Annotated in this window: 14 protein-coding genes; 4 read left to right on the top strand and 10 right to left on the bottom strand. The window is 42.0% G+C overall.

The window, feature by feature from the left end:
* Window positions 1-5,601 carry a T9SS type B sorting domain-containing protein gene (locus IE080_RS06290; RefSeq protein WP_189579615.1) on the bottom strand — a complete coding sequence of 1,867 codons (5,601 nt, stop codon included), beginning with the start codon at window positions 5,599-5,601 and terminating at the stop codon, window positions 1-3.
* 82 nt (window positions 5,602-5,683) lie between these two features.
* Here IE080_RS06290 and IE080_RS06285 point away from each other — a divergent pair, with 82 nt between their 5' ends.
* Genes IE080_RS06285 through IE080_RS06270 form a run of 4 tightly spaced genes read left to right on the top strand, consistent with a single transcriptional unit; the run spans window position 5,684 to window position 10,715 of the window.
* Entirely contained in the window at window positions 5,684-6,730 is a 1,047-nt protein-coding gene (locus IE080_RS06285; RefSeq protein WP_189579614.1) for a PorP/SprF family type IX secretion system membrane protein, read from the top strand.
* A gap of 9 nt (window positions 6,731-6,739) precedes the next feature.
* Window positions 6,740-7,972, top strand: a complete 1,233-nt coding sequence (locus IE080_RS06280; protein ID WP_189579613.1) for a M48 family metallopeptidase — start codon at window positions 6,740-6,742, stop codon at window positions 7,970-7,972.
* Between the two features lie 39 nt (window positions 7,973-8,011).
* Window positions 8,012-10,018, top strand: coding sequence for an alpha-ketoacid dehydrogenase subunit alpha/beta (locus IE080_RS06275; protein ID WP_229800524.1), 2,007 nt, complete (start codon window positions 8,012-8,014; stop codon window positions 10,016-10,018).
* Window position 10,019: 1 nt separating this feature from the next.
* On the top strand, window positions 10,020-10,715 hold the full coding sequence (locus IE080_RS06270; RefSeq protein ID WP_189579612.1) for a hypothetical protein: 696 nt from the start codon (window positions 10,020-10,022) through the stop codon (window positions 10,713-10,715).
* 88 nt (window positions 10,716-10,803) lie between these two features.
* Here IE080_RS06270 and IE080_RS06265 read toward each other — a convergent pair whose 3' ends face one another.
* The 9 genes from IE080_RS06265 to IE080_RS06225 all read right to left on the bottom strand — a co-directional run bounded on the left by IE080_RS06265 (window position 10,804) and on the right by IE080_RS06225 (window position 24,258).
* Window positions 10,804-13,923, bottom strand: coding sequence for an efflux RND transporter permease subunit (locus IE080_RS06265; protein WP_189579611.1), 3,120 nt, complete (start codon window positions 13,921-13,923; stop codon window positions 10,804-10,806).
* A 279-nt stretch (window positions 13,924-14,202) separates the two neighbouring features.
* Window positions 14,203-17,232, bottom strand: a complete 3,030-nt coding sequence (locus tag IE080_RS06260) for an efflux RND transporter permease subunit (RefSeq protein ID WP_189579610.1) — start codon at window positions 17,230-17,232, stop codon at window positions 14,203-14,205.
* 3 nt (window positions 17,233-17,235) lie between these two features.
* Entirely contained in the window at window positions 17,236-18,303 is a 1,068-nt protein-coding gene (locus tag IE080_RS06255; RefSeq protein ID WP_189579609.1) for an efflux RND transporter periplasmic adaptor subunit, read from the bottom strand.
* Window positions 18,304-18,503: 200 nt separating this feature from the next.
* A complete protein-coding gene (locus IE080_RS06250; RefSeq protein WP_189579608.1) occupies window positions 18,504-19,049 on the bottom strand; it encodes a septal ring lytic transglycosylase RlpA family protein in 546 nt (181 codons plus the stop codon).
* Between the two features lie 202 nt (window positions 19,050-19,251).
* Window positions 19,252-19,734, bottom strand: a complete 483-nt coding sequence (locus tag IE080_RS06245; protein ID WP_189579607.1) for a hypothetical protein — start codon at window positions 19,732-19,734, stop codon at window positions 19,252-19,254.
* A gap of 3 nt (window positions 19,735-19,737) precedes the next feature.
* Window positions 19,738-20,067 carry a hypothetical protein gene (locus IE080_RS06240; RefSeq protein WP_189579606.1) on the bottom strand — a complete coding sequence of 110 codons (330 nt, stop codon included), beginning with the start codon at window positions 20,065-20,067 and terminating at the stop codon, window positions 19,738-19,740.
* Between the two features lie 161 nt (window positions 20,068-20,228).
* Window positions 20,229-20,804: a pyridoxamine 5'-phosphate oxidase family protein gene (locus tag IE080_RS06235; RefSeq protein ID WP_189579605.1), complete on the bottom strand. Its 576-nt coding sequence runs from the start codon at window positions 20,802-20,804 to the stop codon at window positions 20,229-20,231.
* 198 nt (window positions 20,805-21,002) lie between these two features.
* Window positions 21,003-23,615 carry an ATP-dependent chaperone ClpB gene (clpB, locus tag IE080_RS06230; protein WP_189579604.1) on the bottom strand — a complete coding sequence of 871 codons (2,613 nt, stop codon included), beginning with the start codon at window positions 23,613-23,615 and terminating at the stop codon, window positions 21,003-21,005.
* 169 nt (window positions 23,616-23,784) lie between these two features.
* Window positions 23,785-24,258, bottom strand: coding sequence for a hypothetical protein (locus IE080_RS06225; RefSeq protein WP_229800523.1), 474 nt, complete (start codon window positions 24,256-24,258; stop codon window positions 23,785-23,787).
* Window positions 24,259-24,278: the final 20 nt, after the last annotated feature.

Below are 24,278 nucleotides of genomic sequence, written 5' to 3'. Positions count from 1 at the left end.
TTACTCAATTACCAATAAAGCAGAACGCTGGGTTCGGGTAATACCCTGTTGTATACTACTGAACCTTATCACAACTGCATAAGTTCCTACAGGAACAACTTTCCCTCTATACATTCCATTCCACTGACATACCGGCTGTTCAGCTGACACATCACTTGTTTCACAGTAAAAAATCAATTCACCCCATCGGTTATAAATGGCTACTTCCAAATTGTCAACAAAATTATTGGCATAAACAAGGAACTGTCTATTACTATCACTTGGAATCATAGCATCAGGAGCTCTTACCAGTAACCTGCAATCCTCCTCAACTACAAACTCCCTCACAAAAGCACAGCCAACATCATCTAAAACTTCTAATCTATAGGTTCCAGCTTCTCTAAGTTCAAAAGTTGATTCATCGGATACAAGATTACCATCTAAGTACCATGCAAAACTCTCATACATTCCAGGCTCTAAAATCTCAACTACATTTTCAATCTGACAAATAGTATATCGATCCATTAAAACAGGAGCTATACCAGTGGATCTTCTTACTTGCACACGCTGCCTCCCCAACTCACACAAAACATCTGAGAGAACCACCTCATAAATACCTTCTTGATCAACTTCAATAGAATTAAAATTATTAAATTGAGGAAGTAGTGTATTAGTTGTTCCTGCTACTCTAAACCACTGTATGAGAGCTGCCTGCTCATAATCTCCTACTAACCTAATCACCGCGGGAACTTCAGGGTCACAGATCGCTTCTGCTTCCACGGAGAAATCTACCTGACCCAATACAGAAGTAACGGTGAAAGAAATTTCATTGGTTTCACATTGAGTACCCAAACGAGGCTGTACCTCCAAGGTAAACACTCCCACCTCTCTCGGGAAGAAAATCGGGTTTCTCCCCACAATAGTGCCTGCATCATCTCTCCAGAATATTAGAAAATCTGCTGGATTAGCTCCAAATAAATCCACCTCGTAAAATAAACCCTCTGCACAGTCATCTATCGCAGGACCAAGCAAATCAAATGGAATCGGATCATTAATTGTGACAAAGAATCGGCGCTCACGAGGGCAATCCTCATCTGCAGGATCAAAACCAAACAAAATATATTCACCAGACTCGGTCAAAACAAAAGTACCGTCAGCTCCTTGTGGAATCGGGACAGATGGATTGCTAGCCGCTCTCAAATCAAAATTCAGAAGAACAGCAGAAGTTGGGGTAAACACAAATTGCTCACAGGCCACTGCATTGCTGGGAACTGAGAAATCTACTTGAAACTTCCGCTCAACCACCACGGTGTTTTCCGAAGGTATAGGACAGTCATTTTCGTCCAATAGCTCAACGGAATACTCGCCATAAGGAACATCCACTATAAATACCAAAGGATCTGCCGTTGCCGCTGTCGCCAAATCATCCGTAAATTCCCTACCATCCCCTAACCGGACAATTCGGTAGCGCACACCAAGCAAAGATACAGGAGCTGTAGGGAACGTTAGCACTATCTGCCCATCTAACACCCCTGAGGTGCTACAGGACTCATCTATGGCTGTTACTACATAATCCTCCAGACCAGCAGGAGCATTTCTATTCTGAATGATGACTGTTTGCACATTCAAACAGCCAAATTCATTGATCGCCTCAAACGTGTAAATACCAGGACCCAAATCCACAAAAAGCGGCAAAACAGTACCTGCGGATATATTATTCACAACCTGCCCTGTTTCAATCAAAGTCAATGTTTGGATATCTGTTAAAGCTGTGACCTCCAACACACCATCCTCCAAAACGCAATCAGAGTCATTGAGCACCACTAATTCTAGTAAGGGAAGCGGGTGAACCACAATCTCAGTTACCTTTTCAATCAAACAACCTGGAACCAAAGGGTCCTCAGTAACGAAAATGATATCATAACTTCCTGGACCAGGCAGTTGCAATAGAGGATTCAACTCCAATTCGAAAGCTTCAACCAAAAATACTCTCCCAGGCTGACCTTGCAATTCAAAGAACCAATCCCCGGAAATTGGAGTATTTGGTGCAAAGGTCACGATTATATCATCATAGCAAACCTCGTCCTGAGACAAATTGACAAAAAAATTAAAAGCAGGACCCACAAAAATGGAACGTGAAGCCGGACATCTATCAAACAAAGCAGGATCTACACCTTCAGGAACACGGAAAGAAACAGTAACTGTGTAAATATCTTCCGAATCCACTACGATAGTATTGGAGTTGATATCCCCGATTTGAAAACCTGCTGCATTTCTCCACTCAAAATCATATAATCCATCCGCATGATCGTATCCCTCAATCGCTGTCAGTTCTATCGGACTACCTACACAAAGAACTGCGTCGTCTGGCAAAGTAATTTCTGGAACTGCAACTACAAGTACCTCCATAGTAAATTCCTCATATGGCTGCCCGCACCGATCAACTTCCAAGGTTACTGTATAATTACCTGGTCTCCTGAAATTATGGATGTAATTCTGAAAATCTTCTCCTGCCCCTCCATCACGTGTAACATCAGCTGTACCATCCTCGTGTACAATGGTCCAAAAATAAGAGTCAATATCTGGCTCTCCCCCTCCACCAAACTCTGCTTCTGCTCCTTCTACCGGATCCAAACACAAACGCTCAGGGCCTTCTAGAGCAGGTTCAGGAATACTGCTACCTGACTGTACTGCAAAAGACGGTAAGCCTAAGTTCATACTTGTGCCAGGTATTAGATCTACTCCCATTTCATCATAGACTGAGGTATTGCATCCTGAGCCTGCTAAAATAGATGTAATTGTACTTTGCCCCGGTCTAGCTACATAGATCTGACCATTTGGTGCGATTTGAATTGCTCCAAATGGTCCAGCTGTAGTGATCGTATTTCTGATAGCTGAATTTAAAATACATTGCTCTCTTTCTTGCCTGGTGCCAGCGTTGTCAAAACAGTCTCCACAAGTCAAAGGATCGCCTTCACTATTATCGGCCCTTGGATTGCGAATTAAAAATTCTTCTATTCTTCCTGAACCAGACCGATAGCTTACAAACACCCGGCTACCATCATTAGAAAACTCCACACCATAAACATCTTCATTATTACAACCAAGGTCTAAAAGTGCATACTCCGTTAATCTTCCTGATTGCATATCAAAATCAAATATTTCTAATCGGCTACATGCTCCATCATTGATTGTGACCGCTACCTGAGAACCATCGGGGCTAAATTTCATCGTGCCCACCCCTGCTCCAAATCCATGACGTGACCCCACAGAAGAAAATACAGGCTGACCAATTCCAAACTCTGTCAAAGGATAAGCACGGAAAGTATTGGTGCCTAATTCATGGAAAAGAACCCAATTAGTAGCACCCGTAGCTAACGCTGCCACTTGTTCCGTGGCAGGGCTGAATAAAAAGTTATTACTTGAGGTCACCGCACCAGCTCCAGTTGGATTTTCGGCAGTTAAATCAACTACGGAAAATCGCACCTCATTACTCCCTGTACCAGTAGCTTGTGTAGTAAATACGTAGTAAATCGTCGGGTTTTGCGGAACAGGCACAGCAATTACCCCTTGGGAAGTCTGATTACTACCACCGATATTATCCCCATTTTCCATCACATTACCATTCGAATCCCACACGGTTTGACCATCCGTATAGAATAGGATTTGACCAGTTTCATCAGAGATTGTTGCAGTACCGGCAGGTATATTATTCGGGTGAGAAATTGGTCTAGGACTTGGCGCGCTTGGATCATTAGGGTCTGGATTGAAATCCAAGCCGGCACCATCTCCAAAGTGCCATACTCCATTACTTTGATCATCTAAATCCCATACTCTCAATCTAAATTCAGCATATGCATAACAAGAAGACCCAACTTCCCTAACTAACACCCAGTATAATCCAGGAAGACAAACTTCATTAGGCGCCTCAGGCCCCCAACCTTCCTCTCTTTTATTGGACCAGAAATATTCAAAATTCCCTCCAGGACCACCTGGACCACCAATTCCAGGGCCTCCCGGCCCGCCTGGACCACCAGGACCGCCTGGCCCCTCTCCACCACCTTGCTGCGCCTCTAATAATGGCATCAAATCAATACAATTCGGCGCACAAATGGTAGTATCTTGTGGAGTAAAATTGGCTTCCAAATTATTCTCACGGAGCGTAATCAATTTCTCCACATCTAAAGTAGAGCCATCCGCAAAAGTTACAGTCAAAGTCACATTAATACTTTCTCCGGTTGTTGCCTCCTCTGGAATCAATAAATGTTCCTGATTGAAATCAATTTCTACTGGCTGTCCATCTTCATTCTCAAGAGGTGGATTAAAAGTCCACTGAAAAGTTACCGGTCTGTAATTTAATGGCGTAATTTCAGAGGTCAGCTGAATAGGATTATTGGCACATGGGATCTCTGGTTCCCAATCAAAATCTACGGTAGGATTGATATCCTGATTCGGGGCGAATTGAGGAAAAACAGTCCCACAAAAATCCACTCCATTGAATGGGTCCTCTTCTATTTCCAACTCGTCCAATTCTTCTTCATCCGGATTATTCACTCTACCTATTAAAAATGGGCCACCCGCTTCTTCTTGGTAGATATAGTACAATCTACCATCAGGTCCTACACGGATATCATAAATTTGGTGAGGTGTATTGGGAATGGGAACCTCTTCAGGTGCAGCTGTCAATTCATTTGTAGGTACTCTTAACAGTTGATTTCCTCTAGAGAAGTACAAAAACTCACCATCGGGAGAAAGATCTGCTCCTTCAATGGCATCGGCTCCACCTGACTGCTCCACCGTGCTGATTGAACCGAGAGAACCATCTGCCGTATCCAATTCAATCAACACTATATCTTCCCCTAGATCAGTTGGGATCAGTATCAACTGATTGGTACTTTCATTGAAAATGATCGCTTTGGGTGTGAAGTTAAGCGGAATACTCGCAGTTTCTGTAAAATCTCCTTGGGTTGCTTCAATTCTCCTGACGACAAGATTCCCCCCATCGTAATTTACCAAGTAATTGGGGCTATTGGGAGTTTTCACAACTGCAATCGCTCCGGATACTGTACCGATTGTCTGATTGAGGGTAGTCACTGCACCGAGAGGTGGCTGATTAGGCAAGGCTCCTCCCGGTGCATTCATATCGACCACTGCATATTGCAGCTGACCTGTGGGGGTGCGGTAAAAAATATAAAACAAACGGTCACCTTCTGGATCGTAGTTCAACGTGGCAATTGCTATTGCCTGCCTTGCATCATTATTGATTCCATTGATTCCTGAAGGAGCTCCTGTGATAATTTCATTATCATAGTTGTAAACAAGAATTCCATTGGTAAAAAACAATACTTGACCTGTAATGGGGTCAATCATCACCGCATTGTTATCTACAATACCTGTTTCGGACCCGATTACAATGCTGCTTGGCAAATCACGCACGATGGGGTCCTCACCTCTTCCAAAAGAGAGATAACTGTTAGTTGAAGCAGTCGGACAGTATCCAAATATCCATTCGTTTCCATTGAATCCTTGTGAAAAGCCAATCTCTGGATGCAAAAAAAAGAAAACTGCGCATATGCCGTTAAAAATTAACCTAAAATGTATGGAATTATATAGCCTTTTCATAATTTACACGCTGCATTCAAAACATGGGAGAATATTTTTCGTTACCCTAATGTTTTGAGTTTAACAATAAACGAAGTTTTAATTGCAAAGGTCTCAAATATATCGTCTTTTTTTGATTATTATTCTTGCGCTAGGGTATTTCCAAGCAACTGCACAAGATCCACAATATAGTCAATACTATGCGGCGCCGCTTTATTTAAACCCTGCATTTGCAGGCTCGGAGCTTTTACCACGAGTTGGATTCAACTACAGAAACCAATGGCCTGGCTTAAATGCTCAATTTACCACTTTTTCCGCCTACATTGACACTTACCTAGATGATTATAACTCAGGAGTTGGATTCTTAGTCATGAGTGATACAGAAGGCGCAGCTAGATTACGGTCAACAACTTTAGCTGCCTTGTATTCCTATGAACTACGACTTGGAGAACGTGCATTTTTTAGACCTGGCTTTCGTGCAAGCTACATGAGAAGAGAAATTGGATTCTTTGAAAATCTGATTTTTGCTAACATGATTAATCCTTCGGATCCTACCGGGCCGACTTTACCAGGAACAGACATAGCTGGATTAGGAGATCCAGTTAACATGCTTTCACTGTCGGCAGGTGGGTTATTCTACACGGAAAATTTTTGGCTTGGATTCTCTGCTGACCACTTAAATCAACCCAATCAATCATTCCTCGATGGGGTCAGCAGATTACCCGCTAAGTACTCCCTACATGCAGGTTATCGTATTTCCTTGGGTACAGGCGGATACCGCTCAGACTTTACGCACACCTTCAAAGAGCGCTATTTTGTACCAACAGTCAATTACAAAAGACAAGGACCTTTCGAGCAATTAGATGTAGGTGCTTATGTGTTTGCTGAACCTATCGTATTTGGCGTGTGGTACAGAGGGCTGCCATACAGACCTATAGAAAACCAAAGTAACCGAGATGCCATCGTTATGATGCTAGGTGTCAATTTGCCCTCAGGTCTCAATGTTGGGTACAGCTTTGACTATACGGTGTCCCAATTGGGAATTCAATCAGGCGGAGCGCACGAAATCAGCGTTTCCGTGCTCCTAGCAGACCGAAACCGAACGAAGCTAAGAAGCAGGGACACCATGCTTCCTTGTCCAAAATTCTAAAACACAATCATGGATGCCGATTGGATAACATACCTACTCGTAGGGGTGCTTTCGCTTAGCTTTATTTTTGAAAAGTTCTTAAGCTTTCTAAATATCAGGCAACCCATCCCCGCTATTCCAACAAGTTTGCTTGAATATATAAGCATGGACAAAATCGCTGAAAGCAAATCCTATCAGCAAGCAAACTTTAAATTTGGTTTGGTGACAGGGACCTTTACCTTTTTGATAACCTTGGCATTGATTTATTTGGGTTTTTTTGGTCTGATTGATTCTTGGCTGCGTGAAATTGTTTCCGACCCTATTTCCCTTTCCATCCTTTACTTTGGAGTGATTTTTATCGGCTCAGACATTTTATCTATTCCTTTTGATTACTATCAGACCTTTGTTATCGAAGAAAAATTCGGCTTCAACAAAAGCAGTTTAAAAACCTACATCTCCGACAAGGTCAAAGGCTACCTGCTATCCATCCTCATCGGTGGGGGATTGTTGTTTGTGCTATTATGGTTAATTCATCAGATTGGGAAGGATTTTTGGTGGCAGTTTTGGATCATTTCCATCATTTTTATGGTTAGTGTCAATCTTTTTTATACCGCCTGGATTCTACCCTTATTCAATAAATTAACTCCTTTAGAAGAAGGGGAGCTCAAATCCAAAATTTTTGCCTACGCCCAATCAGTAAACTTCCCCTTGAACAACATTTTTGTGATCGATGGTAGCAAGCGCTCTTCCAAAGCCAATGCTTTCTTTTCTGGATTTGGCAAGAGAAAGAAAGTCGTGCTGTATGACACCTTAATTGAGCAACATACACCGGACGAATTGGTGGCTGTGCTAGCCCATGAAATCGGGCATTACAAGAAAAAACATATCATTTGGGGCATGAGTACTTCCATTCTTCAGGTTGGACTCCTCTTATTTATCCTCTCAGAATTTATTTTTTCTACCAATATGAGTTTGGCTTTGGGAGGAACCGAGATGGCCATACATTTAAATATCATTGGATTCACGATGCTCTTTTCTCCTATTTCCATGGTTTTGGGAATTGGGATGAATATGCTGAGCCGGAAGCATGAATTTGAAGCAGACCATTATGCCAAGACCACTTATGATGGGCAACCGTTGGCAGAAGCTTTGAAAACGCTTTCCGTGAATTCTCTTAGTAACTTAAACCCACACCCATGGTATGTTTTTGTCAATTATTCCCATCCACCATTGATGGAAAGATTACAAAGGCTTGAGAACTGATTACCCGACTAATCCGTAAATTCCGAGAAAATAAACCCTATGAGCAACCTAGCATTAGCCCTCACTCCCATGGTCTTTGACCGCAAATCCTACAGCGATGAAACCTTGCTGGACTTATACCGCTCTTTAGTAATGCCCCGGCGCATTGAAGAGAAAATGTTAATTCTTCTCCGGCAGGGAAAAATCTCCAAATGGTTTAGCGGATGGGGACAAGAGGCAATTTCCATAGGTGCTGTCAATGCCTTGGAAGAGGATGAATTCATCTTACCTATGCACAGAAACTTGGGGATTTTTACAGGAAGAAAAATGCCTTTGGAAAAGCTCTTTGCTCAGTTTCAGGGAAAAAAATCAGGATTCACCAAAGGAAGAGACCGTTCTTTTCACTTTGGGAGTAAAGAACATCACATTGTAGGGATGATTTCCCATTTGGGTCCTCAATTGGCGATAGCGGACGGGATAGCACTGGCCCATAAACTTGCGGGTGAATCTAAAGTTGCTTTGGTTTTTTCAGGTGATGGGGCTACCTCGGAAGGAGATTTTCATGAAGGGGTAAATGTAGCGGCTGTTTGGAAATTACCAGTGATTTTTGTGATCGAACACAATGGTTATGGCCTTTCCACTCCTAGCAATGAGCAATTCGCTATGGAGTATTTTACAGACAAAGCGCCCGGCTATGGTATAGAAGCGATCCGGATAGATGGTAATAATGTTTTGGAAGTGTATGATACTATCAAAACATTGGCAGAAGACCTAAGAGAAAATCCTAGACCCGTCTTGGTAGAAGCCATCACTTTCCGCATGCGTGGACATGAAGAGGCATCTGGAACCAAGTACGTTCCTAAAGAACTGATGGAAACCTGGACGCTCAAAGATCCTGTGGATAATTATGAACGCTTTTTGGAAGAAAACGGGATATTGACTCCTGAAATGAAAGAAGCTATCAATAGCGCTATCAAAACCGCCATTAACCAAGGGTTAGACATTGCTTTTGGAGAAGCTGCTATCGAGCCCGACACCAAGGAAGAATTGCGTGATGTGTATGCGCATTATCAGCAAGAAGTAATTGAACCAAAAAGCAGCAATACTCAGGAAAAACGATTTATAGATGCCATTTCAGATGCCTTGAACCAATCTATGGAGCGATATCCAAACTTAGTATTGATGGGACAAGACATTGCTGAGTACGGAGGTGCATTTAAAATCACCGATGGGTTTGTGCAGAAATTTGGAAGAGAGCGCGTTAGAAACACACCTTTATGTGAAAGTGCCATCATTGGAACAGCCCTTGGCTTGTCCGTCAAAGGTTACAAGGCTATGGTAGAAATGCAATTTGCAGATTTCGTCACCTGTGGATTTAATCAGATTGTCAATAATCTGGCGAAAATCCATTATCGATGGGGACAACATGCCGATGTAGTGGTCCGAATGCCTACGGGTGCAGGAGTTGCAGCGGGTCCTTTCCATTCCCAATCCAATGAGGCTTGGTTTTTCCACACACCGGGATTGAAGATTGTCTATCCTTCCAATCCTTATGATGCCAAAGGCTTGCTCAATGCAGCCATTGAAGATCCTAATCCATACTTGTACTTTGAGCATAAGGGCATGTACCGCTCTATAAGCGCAGCAATCCCTGAAGATTATTATACTGTCCACATTGGTAAAGCAGCGCTATCAGCCAAAGGGGATGAATTGAGTATCATCACCTATGGCATGGGTGTGCATTGGGCATTGCAAGCAGTAGAAGAGTTGGGCATTCAAGCGGACATTCTTGATCTAAGAACGCTCTTACCATGGGACCAAGAGGCTGTCAAAGAAACCGTAGCAAAAACCGGAAAGGTGATCTTCCTTCAGGAAGATTGTAATACGGGAGGAATAGGCGCTGAAATATGTGCCTGGATTTCAGAAAACTGTTTTGAATACCTTGACGGTCCGGTTATGCGGGAAGGGAGTTTGGATACACCTGTACCTTTTGCTCCAAGTTTGGAGAAAAACTTTCTACCCGTTCAGCGGTTCAAAGAAAAACTCATCACCTTGAAAAACTATTAAGATGCGTATTATTCCTGTGTTGATCATTGGGTGGTTGCTTTTGCCTTTTCAGCTTCAGGCACAGGATCTTTTATATACTCTCCAATTCAATGGAGGCATGCCCGTCAGAGACTTACAAAACAAAGTGGGGACACTTTTTTTTCCTGAGTTGAATCTAGCCGGGTACTACCAAGCACCATTCAAGCCCATAGAAGTGGGTATCAATCTTGGGTACAGCATTTATGGAACGCAAGTGGAGCGAAGAAATGATTTATTCGCTTCCAGTAATCAGGATTTACGCATTCGTAGGAATAATAATCTTTTGACATTCATGGGAGTGTTTCGCTATACCTTTGAATTAGATGCACGGGTAATTCCATTTATTGAAGTACAGATGGGAGCCAATTATTTTTATACCCGCTATAAAATCAGAGAAACACGGTTTGCTGAACCATTTGAGCAAGGCAGGGATTTCAGCGATTGGGTCTTGGGCTACCGAGGTGGTGGAGGCATAAAAATCCCTTTTAAAAATCCTCAAAAAGGATATTCTGAGATCCGATTGCTATATCACGAATCCGGACCGGTCAGTTTCCTCCGCAGACAGGACACTTCTTTTGATCCCAATACCCGCACCTTCGATTACCATCCTACCCGCTCACCCTTTCAACTCCTGCAATTAGGCTTTGGGGTGGTGATGCCGATATACTCAGAGGATTAAAAACCCAACTTCTTTCTGATACTTTAAGCACAACTTGGCACAGAAATTGAAGTTTAGTTTGAACAAAGCTAAACCAACTATTTTTCTATCAAGCCGTCTTTTGGGACGGCTTTACTTTTTTCCACAGAAATACCGGAAGGGCAATGAATACACCGATGATACTAAAAATCAAGCCTCCGATAGTCCCAATAGCCAGAGAAAACCAGAATATTTCATTTTGACCTTCCATGATAAAAGGAATCAAACCGAAACAGGTAGATAGGATGGTGAGCATAATCGGAATAGCTTTTCCTGCGACTGCTTTGATCACATTCCGATTGTACAGACCCTCTCTACGATTATTCAGGTCGTTGACAATAAATATGGCAGCATTCACCGCCAGGCCTCCCAGCAACACAAATGCAGCATATCCCCCTTGATCAAAATAGAAATCAAAGAGCGAGAAAATTAAAAACAATCCTATAAAAGCAATGGGAATGATGACAATGATATAGAATGGCTGTTTGAGATTTTCGAAAAGAATAGATGTGATGAAGAATATTCCCACAATCAATACCAAAATCAAGGAGTACTGCCTCTTGGCTTTTTCCCAATTCCAGGACCAAGTCTGCTTAGATGCAGAATAGCCTATAGGCATGGTCGCCTTCATCTCAGTCAGCACTTCATCTAAATATTCATTCCCAAATTTGGCAGAACCCATGTATTCAAAAGCTACCAACCGGATATACTGCCTATCCTCTTTGTGAAGCGCATTGGTAGTAAACTCCTTAGTCAATGAGCCAAAATTGCTCACTTTGAAAATCTTATCGGCATCTTTGATCAGGCTATTTTCCTGCAAATCAAATCTTGAGTATTGTTGGGATTCTTTTTCCTGCACAACAACCCCATAATTTTTATCTTCCAAAGTAAGGGAAGTTGCAGGTCCTGTTGGCTTGGTAACATCCTGTAGTGCATTCAGAACTTCAAACTGATTGGTTCTACCCAAAGCGAGGGCGTTTTGATCCAAGCGAAGTACATATTCTTCTGTTTTTTGCTCATCCCAACCCAATCGCTCATTGGTATTGACTTCTTGAATACGTTTATGACGCAATAGTTTTTCAGCTAAAATTTCGGATTGCCGCTCAAGTTCATCGTAATTATACCCCTTCATAGTGACTCGAAAGGAAGGAATTCCTTCACCACCTGCTCCTGTGTAAAATCCTTGTCCTACACCATAAATTGTCCAACGAGCCCCTGACCAATCCGTTGATTTCACAGAAAGCCTCCCCTTCAATTGATAGGGCAGGGCTGATTTTTCATATTCTTCTTTAAAAGTAATGATGATTTGAGCTGATTGTCCTGAGCGTACGTAAGTCACAAACTGATCGATACCCGCAACGCCTTTCAGGAATCCCTCAAACTCCCGCATGATGAAATCCATCTGATCCAGGGTATTGCCAAAAGGCAAACGGGCAGTTACGTATAAGCGGGTTTTCTCAGCCTCTCGATAAGATGACTTTTCAAATACCCCCCTAACAAACATTCGCAGAGAGCCTCCTAACCATTTATCTACATGAGGTCGGATGTCTTCCTGATAGACCGTACTTCCAATGGTTTTATTGTACCATTCCTGTCCTTCCCATTTGTTGGGTAAGAAAAAGACAGGAAATCCAAACAGCAAAAGCAATAGAAAAATAAAGGTTTTCCGGTAGTTGGCTACAAATCCAATACTTTTACTAAAAACATTGAAGGAACGCACCCTTCTTCGCAATTGCTTGATGCTCAGCTTTCGACCGGATTTAGCTTTGCCACCAAAGAGTAACTCGTACATCGCCGGCGTAAACAACAATGCCACAAGTAAAGACACCGCAAGCATTACCGCTACCACCACCGAAAACTCAGTTAAGTTCTTTCGGTCTTCTTCCGGCAAAAAGAACACGATCATCAAGGCTGCAATTGTCGTCAGTGAAGCCGCCAACAAAGCCAAAAATACTTTCCGGTTTTTATGCTTATGCAAGTGATCAATCATGATAATGGCATTATCCACAATCAATCCAAATGAAATCGTAAGCCCTGCGATGGTGTACAAATGTATATCCACTCCCAACACATATAAAACCAAGGCTGTAATGCTCAAATTGACCACAATCCCTAAAAACAGCGTAGTGAGGTACTTGAGGTTGCGATTGATCAAAAATATGAATACAATCAAAATCAAGATAGATAGACCGGAGCGCTTGTAGATTTTATTTAGCTCCTTCTCTAAAAACTCTGTATCATCACTTTCCAAACGCACTTCAAAACCAGCAGGAAGAAGACTCTTTGCTTCCTCCACGGCGGATTTGATAGCCTTGGCCAGTAATACTTTGTTTACTCCATCCCGATTGACTACTGCTACAGTGACGGAATTATTGCCATTAATCCTATAGTAAGATGTGGGTTCGGCTTCCTCTAAGGTAAGTTGAGCTAAATCCTTTAAGTAGACCTCTTTCCCTTCCTTGGTTGTGATCAGCAATTGTTCTAATTGACTCAAGGAAGTCAGGGATCGGTCAAGTTGGATAAAAAGTGTTTCATTACGCGTATTCACAACGGCACCCGGATAATTCACCCCAAATGCTCCCCGAATAGCCGACTCCAAATCTGACTTGTTCAGCTGATAGCGTTGTAAGCGCTTGATATCATAGGTGATAAACAATTGCAAGTCATTGGCTCCCCGAACGATTACTTCTTCTATTTCCTCAAACTTGTTGAGGGAAGTCTTGATGACATCTTCTGCTATTTTTTTGATTTCAAAGGAGGCAAAAGGGCCATTGACAGAGTAGGTCAAAATCGGTGTTTTGGCATTTGCCTTGCGTTCTTCGGATTGCCTGACTACTGGATAGGATACTTTGGGATCCAAATTGGGGTATACCTGTCGGATGATGGAGGCAACTTCAAATTTTTTGAACTCCATATCCGTATTTTTATCAAAACGCAGGGTGATGGAACCCTGATCATAGTTGGATACGGAGTTGACTTTTTTCAGATCAGCTAATTGAGACAATGCACCTTCTAAAGGGGATGTCGCCAATTTTTCCACCAATTCAGGAGATGAACGGGGTACAAAGTAGGAAATCGAGAGCACAGGTTCCCTGTCCCGTGGATTGAGATCCACCGAAAGCCTGGGCACCAAGGCAAATCCTATGATGCTGATGACTACAAACGATATGATGATTCTGAAAGAAGACATTTTTTAGATGCGAGAAGCTAGAAGCGAGAGACGAGAGGCTAGAAATTAGAGAAATGAACACTGAATTTCGGCAATTTCACTTTTGCTTTTCCATTTCCACTTTATTAACTGGTAGGATTGAGTCTTTCTTCTTCTTATTCGCTTTTGCTCAATTATTGGTTTACATGGTTTACACTGATTTTTTTGTTACTTTTTTATAGTTTCTTGGCTCTTGTTTCTTGATTCTTTTATTATTCCTAATTTTTAGGCACTGTTCACTCCACACTGTCCACTAATTCCTCAATCATCCTTTCTCACCAAAACCCAATACGCCAAAGGCACGAAATACAAAGCTGTAAACGTTCCGATAGTCAAACCTCCGATTACCGAAAAGACCAATGGTCTTTGGAGGTCGGCTCCGAGACCGGCACTAAATACGACGGGTAGCAATGCCAAGATGGTGGTTACGGATGTCATTAAGATTGGCTTGAGTCGGATTTCTCCAGCTTCATACAAGGCTTTTTCTAAGGCTTCTTGAACAGAAAACTGTTCTTGGTAATTGGCTCGAAGACGGTTGATAGTATCAATTTTCAGGATCGCATCATTCACCATGATCCCCAACATTACTACCAGACCTATGGCCGACATCACATTCAAGCTTGTGCCTGTAATCAACAGCACAATAAATGCACCTGCAATCCCTAGAGGCAAAGTAAATATCACAATCAGGGGTTGAAGGAAATTTTCAAATTGGGCTGCCAAAATGAAGTAAAGCAAAAGCACTGAAATCAACAATATCCCAATTAACTCTTGGATAGTCTCCCGATCTTTGAAATACTGCCCAAAGAAACTGACACCCAAATTATTTTCCACGCCCCACGACATGATTTCACTTGTGTATTGCTCAGGGTTCGAATCTTCTAGCAGTACCGATTGATATATCCCGCCTTTATCTGCTGTTACAAACTTGTAATGATTTTCATAATCAAAACTGATAAAATTGCTAAGCGCATATTCATTCCCATCCTTCCCTATCAGCACATTGGACCTGAGCAAGCGCTCAAAGTCAGCACGCTCAGTTTTCAACTTGATCGGGGTAATCTCTCCAAATCTCTTAATATCCGTGATCGTGAAGGAACCGAAAAGCTGTTTTACCTTTTCTTGCAAGTCATTTGCAGGGATGCCATAAAGTGCCAATTTCCCCGCATCCAGTCGGAATACCACAGAAGCTTCCTTCTGCAAACCTGGTCCTCTACTGAATTCGCTGACAGGAAACTGCTCCAACAAGCCATCCATTTTACTTTCTGGCACAGGTCTCTTGGATACTAGATCCTTCCAGCGAACCTCGTAATAAGGAATATTGGTATTGAACAACTGATCAAAGGCATTGGGAGCATCTGTGATTTCAAAGAAAGCATTGGGGTATTGGGAGTCTAAATACTGATTTAGCATTCCCACTTTTTGAGCCTTCAATTCCTGCGTTTCAAACAAGAAATACACACTTGCCTCTTGAAGGGAGCTTTCTCCATCAAATAACAAGAACTGACGGACACCCACATCTGCTTCCGCTTGTGCATAATTTCCTTCCAATACTCCCAAAAGTTTGAGCACCCGCTCTTTATTTTCCTCTACTCCGATAGGTTCATTCCAATTGATCTGTACCACTGCATCGAATTTTTCAATGGGGGGAAGCCCTCTGACTTCCAAAAGCTGGGACAGCGCCAAACCTAGTGGGATTAATACCAAGAAGATAGCAAAACTCAATTTTCTGACAGCAAAAATCCGTTTGTACAAACGCTTGTAGCCTTTAAGAACCCATAAAAACAGTTTACTGTCTTCTCCTTGCACACCTTTGCTTTCGGTACTTTTGAAAAACAAATGGTACAACATAGGTAAGAGAATAAATGCTACCATCAAGGATACACCTAAGATCGCAGCTACTGAAATCGCCTGATCTTTAAACAAAGCACCTGAAATACCACTCAGGAACACCAAAGGCACAAAAACAGCCAAAGTTGTCAATACAGAGCTGATTAGGGCCGACATCACTTCATTTACCCCTGCTACACAAGCTTCAAAAAGCGTAAGTCCTTGCTTGCGTTTCCTCGTAATGTTATCGAGCACAATAATGGAATTGTCTATCAACATCCCCAAACCTAAAGCAAGACCGGACAAAGAAATCACGTTGATGGACACCTCAAAGAAATAGAAAACCAAAAAGCTAATCAATAAGGATACGGGAAGAGAAACACCGATGATTATTGGCATACGGTAATTCCCCATAAAGATAAACAAGACCCCAAAGGCAAACATCCCCCCAAACAAAAGAGAAGTCTGTAGATTACTGATTCCTGCATTGAGCAATACAGACTGATCTTGAGTCAATTCAAAATCAACCTGCGGATAATCCACTTTGAATAAATCAACTGCCTCATATACTTTGGGGACCAGTTCATTCATTTTGGCAGCAGCTTGCTTGTGTACCGTAATGACCATGCCTTCATCCATGCCATACAGATGGTGGCCCAAGACATCTGCTATCTCATAACGCACATCAGCCACTCTATTCAAGGGAATAGTTACCCCATCCTTAGAGGTCACAGGGAGTTGAGCAATATCGTCCGGATTATTCACACGAGTTGCTAATCGTAAGTAATAACGAAACTGACCATCCTCCACCGAAATTCCTGGTAATTCTTCATTCCCAAAGCGGATTGCACTGATGACTTCCTGAGCAGTCATGCCCAAGGCCCGTAAAGCAGGGATATTGGGAGTTACGGCAATGACACGCTCTTTTCGTCCATTGATATCCACCAGGGATACCCCTTCCAACTGTTCCAAGCGCTTTTTGAGTACATTTTCCGTCAATAAGCTGACTTCGGTAAAATCAAACCCTGGTTTAGGAATTACTTGTACCCGAATAATGGGAATATCATTTGTATTGATTCGGATGACTTGAGGCCTGGGAAGGTCACTGGGGAGGTTATTGGTCAAGCGGTCAATTTTTTCGTTGACTTCTATGTAAGCCAACTCCATCTGCGTACCATAATCAAATGTCAAACGCACATTCCCCACTTCCGAGCCCGCTTTACTTTCCATATCCTCCAAGCCGTTCAATGTCATCAAAGACTCTCGAATCGGTGACAATACATTTTGCTCGATAGCCTCAGGGGATGCATTTTGATAATTGACCTTGATGACGATCTGAGGAACATCAATCGGTGGTAGCAAGCTGATGGGCAAGCTGCGGAAAACAATCACCGCAAAAACCATCAGGGCTATAAAAATCATGCTGACCGCAATAGGCCTTTGGAGTAAAAATCTAACCATTGCTTATTCAGTTACGATTTGTACAGGTGCTTGATGGGCTAATTGCAGATTATTGGTAGTAATCACTGTTGCTCCGTCTTCAATCCCCGAAAGAATCTCCACTTCCTGTCCGTTATCTTTCCCCACTTCTACATAGTTCCACTTAGATTCATTTTTATCGATAGTAAATACGACAGCTCTCTGGGAACGGTATACCAAGGCTTGCTTTGGCACGACCAAAGAATTGTTTTGAGGTGCACGGATAATAGCTCGGGCATTCATTCCTGGCAGTAATTTACTGGAAGAAGTTAACAAGATTCCTACTTGGACCAAACCATTTTCATCTACTTTAGGGTTGATACTTTGTACTGATCCTGTCAGTTGCTCGGCACTTCCTACTGGATAAATTTCAGCTTTTTGGCCTAAGCTGATCAATGAAATATCGGACTCCAACACTTTAACTTTCAATTCCAAACGATTTGAACTGATGATTTCCATCAATTCGTCTCCCGACTTGACCAAACTTCCCCGCTTGATTTTCAGATCTGCTATTCTCCCGCTAATGGGCGCTTTGATAATGGTTTTTTCCAAGTCCATCTCTGCCTCTTTTACATCAATCTCGGCTGTAAACAGGCCACTTTTAGCTTTCAATTGCTCTTCTATTTGAGTAATCCTTTGCTGATCGCCCGAATTCAGGATTGTCTCAAAACTCAATAAATCCGATTGGTAAGTAGATTGTGCATTTTTCAAAGCTATTTTTGCCTTCTCCAACTTTAATTTAGCTTCCGTATCATCCAATTTGGCCAGCACTTTACCTTTCTCTACAAAGTCTCCTTCTTTGGCATTCAATTCTAAGAGATAACCAGCTCGCTCAATTACCACCATGACCTGTTCGCTCGCCTCTACTTTGCCTGAGGCATTGATCAAGTAATCGAAAGACTTTCGCTCGGCCTTAGCTACCCGCACCGGTGTGGCAGCTACTTCTCCACGGAAAGTTTCCAAAGGGATTTCTTCGCCCTTTTGTTTTTCTTCTTTACATGCTATGGCAAGGAAAAATAAAACCCAAAGAATATGCGGAAATTTGACTTTCATAGAATATGGTAGATTTTGAAAGCATTAAATAACTAAGTTTTTAACTAGAAATCAAAATGCATTTGTTAAAAAATCTTTATACCTTCAAAAAAATCTACAACTAACAGCCGCATTTCGAGCAGGAGGCTTCGGTCTCAATATCCGATATGTGTTTGGAAAGTAAAAATTTAAAAATCCTGGACTTCGGTTCAGGATTTTTTTTATCTGGCTGATGCCAAAATGAACATTGGCTCCATTTTTAAAGGAAAGGTAAAAATCACCGGTTTTTCTAACTCTACATCAATTGGATTTTCATATAGGCGTAAACGTAAGTCCTCAGGCTTTTCATCTTGAAAGTGCTCCAAAAGCTGCATGACTATCTCTTCATCCTCAACCTCTACCCTTACTTTAACCACACCGTCACGAATCATATCCAATTGCTCTGCTGCACCACGGGATAAATCAATGATACGTTTGGAAGACTGAGGCAAGCGATCGTTGATTCTCACCCATACTTCCAGACCGTTTTTAAGATTGGTAACTTTCAGCATAGTGCCAAAAGGCAAGTATTTATGAGCTGCAGTTAATTCACGCATATCATAAATTTCACCATTAGCCGTTTTTCTCATATGGAATTTTTTTCCATAAAAACTAGCCACTCCCTCCTGAATTTTCAGTCGTTCTTCTACCACGGGAATGCTATCATTACCACTTACTAAAAATGGGAATGTACCGATAAAGAATAAGATCAAGAAAATATTTTTCATCAAATGCATCTTAGCAATTCATGTACCAGAATCGTTAATGAGGGCTTTCTGCTACGTGTTTTCGGATTTTTTAACAAAACCCATTTGCTAAGATACACATAAACACCTGTAAATCAATACCCCTTAGAATTAACCTATGACTCCAGCATTTCTTGGGACTAGTTTACACTCAATCAAAATGAAAAACTGAGTCAGCAATACTCTACACTTGTAGCTTATTACGCTTGCAGTGATCGATCAAAAACTCCAAAGCATCCAGCTGTTCTTCCAAAATATCGGCAGAAGAGCGATAATCTGGACCAGCTATCAGGACTCTGCGATGAGCTTCTTCAGGTTCTACCGTGAGAAAAATTACTTCTGTTTCTACGCCCGCATCGCTTGCCTGATAAATCAGCTCCATAAATGGGCTGGTCTCCTCATCCAACACAGGGCACTCAATCACAACTACTTTTCCATCATCAAAAGCCATAAAAGCATCCCAAGGAACCTCATTGTATAACTCGATATACGCATCATTTTCATCCACCTTGAATCCATCCAACACAGGCTGAATAGTCCCAAAGCGAAGTATACTCTCTTGATACAAATCCATTACATGAAACTTAGCAGCATCTCCATAGTGCTTTTGAATAAAAGTGCTTTTTCCCGATCCTGGGATTCCGAGCACAAAGATTATTTTTCTCATAAATTAAAGATTTTGTTTTTTCCCATATTCCCACATCACTCCCCAGATCTCATGATATGCTGTAAGCTTATCTTGCTGAGAAGGGACCCTGGCCACTTTACTTTTGAAATTCAGATAATCCAAATCTAGAATTTTCTGAGCCACCAATGCAGCCATTTCCTTTTTTGGAACCAATACCCGGAAGCGGTAATCCGCATCCAAAGTCTCAATAATCTGCTCTTCTTTAAATAAACTGAGCAAATCCTTTCGAACCCTCGCGCGGACCATTAACATGTCCGGCAGTTCACGGTGTTGAACGATGGAAATGAATCCATCTGTAGAAGCTATCCACATAATATAGTTTAGTTAGTTGTTCGATGTATGGAGGAGCCTTCATTCTGATCCTTAAAAAACATCAAGTAAATGAAACAAGAACCTTGACTCGACTACTCTGTAAATGTACTCCCAAAAAATGAGTTAAGAAATTTATTGACACATACTGTCAGGAAATATTATTAAGGAACCAACCACTCTCCTTGCCAACCCTCGGCTGTAAAATTGAAAGCCGCCCTCAAATGCTCCAGCCCATTCAACTGAAGAATATCCAGTTTATATGGTTTAAGTAGTACAACTGCAAAATTTTCAGCATTAGAAAGTTCCTCCTCCCAAGTATACGCCTGTTCGGGAGCTGAGATGAATTCCCCGGGAGCTAAAATTGAATTGTATGCCTTTTGAGCATCTCCTTGCACCCGTATCCAATGATCGGATGCCAATGAATCCTTATGATGAATCATCGCAGAAGCCTGAACCCGCACCTGTACTCTTTTTTGTGGATGGTAAAGCAAAACAGAAACCAAGGGATTGGATTGGATTGCTTTCACCTTTGTGGTACGAGCGTCTGTATAAAGGTAAAAATTAAACTGCTCATCAATCTTCCGAAGAACCACATACCGCGCTTCCGGGATTCCATTTTGAACAGTAGCTAGTGTAATGAACCGAAAAGGATGTTTTTTATCCACCACTCCGCGTCGGACTTCCTGTTGAACATCTTTAAATACAACCTCGAGTGTGGTACCGGGCTTGATAAGCATAGCGATTGAATCTATTCATGCAAAGAACATAGGGCTGGGTAAAAAGTTTGACGACAGTAGCATTCCAACCCAAAAATGATTAATAATTCGTATATCCACCTAAACACAAAACCTGTTAGGTTGAATTCCTTTTCAGCTCTCTATGAAGACTGATGGAAAACCTAACAGGTTGTATTTAGTGGAATTTTTCTCCAAGGATTAGACTTCCACGGCAGCAATATTCTTGAAATACACGTGACCTTCTGCATCCAAATCCACCAATACTGCGGAGTCATTTTTTATGTATCCTGCAAGGATTTGCTTAGAAAGCTCATTCAAAATCAGTCGCTGCATGGTTCGCTTCAATGGTCTCGCTCCAAACTGCGGATCAAAACCGACTTCACCCAAATAATCCAATACTTCTTGAGTAGCTTCAATTTCGATAGTTGCTTCTGCCAAGCGTTTTTGAATTTCTTTCCATTGTATATCGACAATCTTTCTGGTCACTGACTTGGTCAATGGCTCAAACATGATGGTTTCGTCAATACGGTTGAGGAATTCCGGACGAACAGACTTTTGAAGCAATTCATACACTTCTTGCTTGGTTTTTTCCATCACTGCTTCTTTATTCCATTCCTCCATCTCAGCGAAGCGCTCCTGAATCAGGTGCGAGCCTATATTGGTCGTCAAGATGATGATGGTGTTTTTGAAATTGGCAATTCGACCTTTATTATCCGTCAAGCGACCATCATCCAATACTTGTAGCAAGATATTGAAAACATCTGGGTGAGCCTTTTCAATCTCATCTAATAAGACTACAGAATAAGGCTTGCGACGAACAGCCTCCGTCAATTGTCCCCCCTCATCATACCCCACATATCCTGGAGGCGCTCCCACCAATCGAGATACGGCATGTCGCTCCTGATACTCGGACATATCGATCCTCACCATGGCGTTTTCATCGTTAAAGAGATATTCAGCCAAAGCTTTTGCAAGTTCGGTCTTACCGACACCGGTGGTACCCATGAAGATAAATGAACCAATTGGTCGCTTTGGATCCTGTAATCCTGCACGGCTTCTCCTTACCGCATCTGATAAAGCAACAATTGCCTCCGTTTGACCAGCTACGCGCTTCCCTAATTCATCCTCTAAGTGCAGGAGTTTTTCCCGCTCACTTTGGATCATTTTGGACAAAGGAATACCAGTCCACTTGGAAACTACCGCGGCAATATCCTCATTATCCACTTCTTCTTTCAGTAGAGGCGAACCTTGCTGCATATCATCCAATTGCTTTTTGAATGACTCCAACTTTTGCTCAGCTTCTATAATCTTACCGTATCTGATTTCGGCTACTTTCCCAAAATCTCCTGCTCGCTCCGCTTGCTCGGCTTCCAGCTTAAACTTATCAATGGCTTCTTTTTCTCTTCGAATACCCATGATAACAGCCTTTTCCGCTTCCCACTTAGCTTTAACTGCTTGCCTTCTTTCGCTTAAGCCAGCGATTTCTTTGCTGAGGACAGCTTCCTTGTCTTTATTATTTTCTCTCCTGATGGCTTCCCGCTCTATTTCCAATTGCATGATACGTCGATACAGCTCATCCAATTCCTGAGGAAGGGAATCGATTTCCATACGCAATTTGGCCGCAGCCTCATCCATCAAGTCAATGGCTTTATCTGGTAGGAATCTGTCAGAAATGTATCGCTGGGATAATTCCACAGCCGCGATGACTGCATCATCCTTGATTCTCACCCCGTGGTGTAATTCATATTTGTCTTTGATACCTCTCAGGATAGAAATTGCGTCAGCAGCATCCGGTTCATCCACCATCACAGCCTGAAACCTTCGCTCCAATGCCTTATCTTTCTCAATGTATTTTTGATATTCTTTCAAGGTAGTCGCACCGATGGCATGCAATTCACCCCTTGCCAAGGCTGGTTTCAAGAGATTGGCGGCATCCATGGCTCCTTCTCCTCCTCCACCTGCACCGATAAGCGTGTGGATTTCATCAATGAATAAGATGATTTCACCATCTGAATCGGTCACCTCTTTGATGACTGCTTTTAAGCGCTCTTCAAATTCACCTTTGTATTTGGCACCTGCCACTAACAACCCCATATCTAAGGAGATGAGGGTTTTTGATTTGAGGTTTTCAGGCACGTCACCACTGACGATACGCTGGGCGAGGCCTTCCACGATAGCCGTTTTCCCCACTCCTGGTTCTCCCAAAAGGATAGGATTGTTTTTGGTCCTACGGGCCAAAATCTGCAATACTCTCCTGATTTCTTCATCCCTACCAATCACAGGGTCAATTTTCCCTTTCTTGGCTAATTCGTTCAGATTTTTGGAATATTTCTCCAAAGCCCTGTACTTGGATTCTGCATTTTGATCTGTCACTTTATTCCCTTGTCTTAGTTCCTTGATTGATTCTTTCAGGCTTTTCTCATTTAAGCCGAGATCTTTTAATAGCTGGGCTGTCTTATCTGATCCGGCTAACATTCCCAAAAGCAAATGTTCGATAGCTACAAACTCATCTCCAAAACTTTTCAACTGCTCTTTTGCTTTTGTTAGTACTTGCTGAGAGGCATGGGATAAATAGGGTTGCTGTCCACTTACTTTGGGCAAACTGGCTAGTAGAGCATCCAACTTTTGAGTCAACAATGACTTATTGATAGCAGATTTTTTAAAAAGAAAATCCACCACATGTTCATCGTCTGCCAAAATCCCCTTCAAGATATGTGTAGGTTCTATGGCTTGTTGTTGTGCGGCCATCGCAAGTTCAGCTGCCTTTTGGATAGCTTCCTGCGACTTGATTGTATATTCTTTGAAATCCATAATGGTTGTAGTTACTTACCTTATATGAGCTCCTACGCAAAAAATCTTCCAATGGCAATAAGGATAAAAACCCTGTAATAATGTCATGAATTTCAGAGAAAACCATGAAAAATAAGCCGTTTTGTCATAAAAAAGGACTGATTCATTTCAGCCCTTGACATTTTCAATTTCAATTATCTACAGCTGGCCGTAAGCGCTGTTTTTCCTCTTCTGTCATAAAGCGGTCAATATCCCGAAGATACCGTTGGATGTTCATTTCTGCTTGCTGAACCGCTATCTCAGTTTTTTTAATATTAAGTTCCATTTTAGCCAAATCAGCATCTGTCTTTTTCCCTTTTTGAATTGCTTTTTCTAAGGCAAGTTTTTGCTTTGAAAGCTTTAACTCTGCTTTCCCTTTTGCTGTCAAGGATTTATCATGGTTTTTTTGAGCTTTTTCAAGATTGGCCACTCTTTTTTGCTCTGCTTTAAGAATTGCTTGTTCCTGCTTAAGTTCCGCTTGAAGTTTTTTTTCCTCAGATTTTAATTGTGCTAGCCGCTGCTTTTCCACTTTATCTAAGCGTTTTTGTTCGGCTAATTCTTCTTTACTTAACTCTTGTGCGAAGACAGAAACAACTGGACATATAAGAATTAAAGAAAATATCAAAATACAGAGTCTAAGTTTCA

Source organism: Mongoliitalea lutea, from assembly GCF_014652135.1.
In the GTDB taxonomy this organism is placed as follows: domain Bacteria; phylum Bacteroidota; class Bacteroidia; order Cytophagales; family Cyclobacteriaceae; genus Mongoliitalea; species Mongoliitalea lutea.
The sequence above is the reverse complement of the archived record's forward strand: the minus strand, read 5'-3'. Positions and strand labels throughout refer to the sequence as shown.

What these genes read in the sequence shown, in the direction of transcription:
- IE080_RS06235 (WP_189579605.1), bottom strand. Translation starts at nt 20,804, where the DNA reads ATGCTTATCAAGCCCGGTACCACACTCGAGGTTGTATTTAAAGATGTT.
- IE080_RS06260 (WP_189579610.1), bottom strand. Translation starts at nt 17,232, where the DNA reads ATGGTTAGATTTTTACTCCAAAGGCCTATTGCGGTCAGCATGATTTTT.
- IE080_RS06280 (WP_189579613.1), top strand. Translation starts at nt 6,740, where the DNA reads ATGGATGCCGATTGGATAACATACCTACTCGTAGGGGTGCTTTCGCTT.
- IE080_RS06245 (WP_189579607.1), bottom strand. Translation starts at nt 19,734, where the DNA reads ATGAGAAAAATAATCTTTGTGCTCGGAATCCCAGGATCGGGAAAAAGC.
- clpB (WP_189579604.1), bottom strand. Translation starts at nt 23,615, where the DNA reads ATGGATTTCAAAGAATATACAATCAAGTCGCAGGAAGCTATCCAAAAG.
- IE080_RS06275 (WP_229800524.1), top strand. Translation starts at nt 8,012, where the DNA reads ATGAGCAACCTAGCATTAGCCCTCACTCCCATGGTCTTTGACCGCAAA.
- IE080_RS06250 (WP_189579608.1), bottom strand. Translation starts at nt 19,049, where the DNA reads ATGAAAAATATTTTCTTGATCTTATTCTTTATCGGTACATTCCCATTT.
- IE080_RS06290 (WP_189579615.1), bottom strand. Translation starts at nt 5,601, where the DNA reads ATGAAAAGGCTATATAATTCCATACATTTTAGGTTAATTTTTAACGGC.
- IE080_RS06255 (WP_189579609.1), bottom strand. Translation starts at nt 18,303, where the DNA reads ATGAAAGTCAAATTTCCGCATATTCTTTGGGTTTTATTTTTCCTTGCC.
- IE080_RS06265 (WP_189579611.1), bottom strand. Translation starts at nt 13,923, where the DNA reads ATGTCTTCTTTCAGAATCATCATATCGTTTGTAGTCATCAGCATCATA.
- IE080_RS06270 (WP_189579612.1), top strand. Translation starts at nt 10,020, where the DNA reads ATGCGTATTATTCCTGTGTTGATCATTGGGTGGTTGCTTTTGCCTTTT.
- IE080_RS06240 (WP_189579606.1), bottom strand. Translation starts at nt 20,067, where the DNA reads ATGTGGATAGCTTCTACAGATGGATTCATTTCCATCGTTCAACACCGT.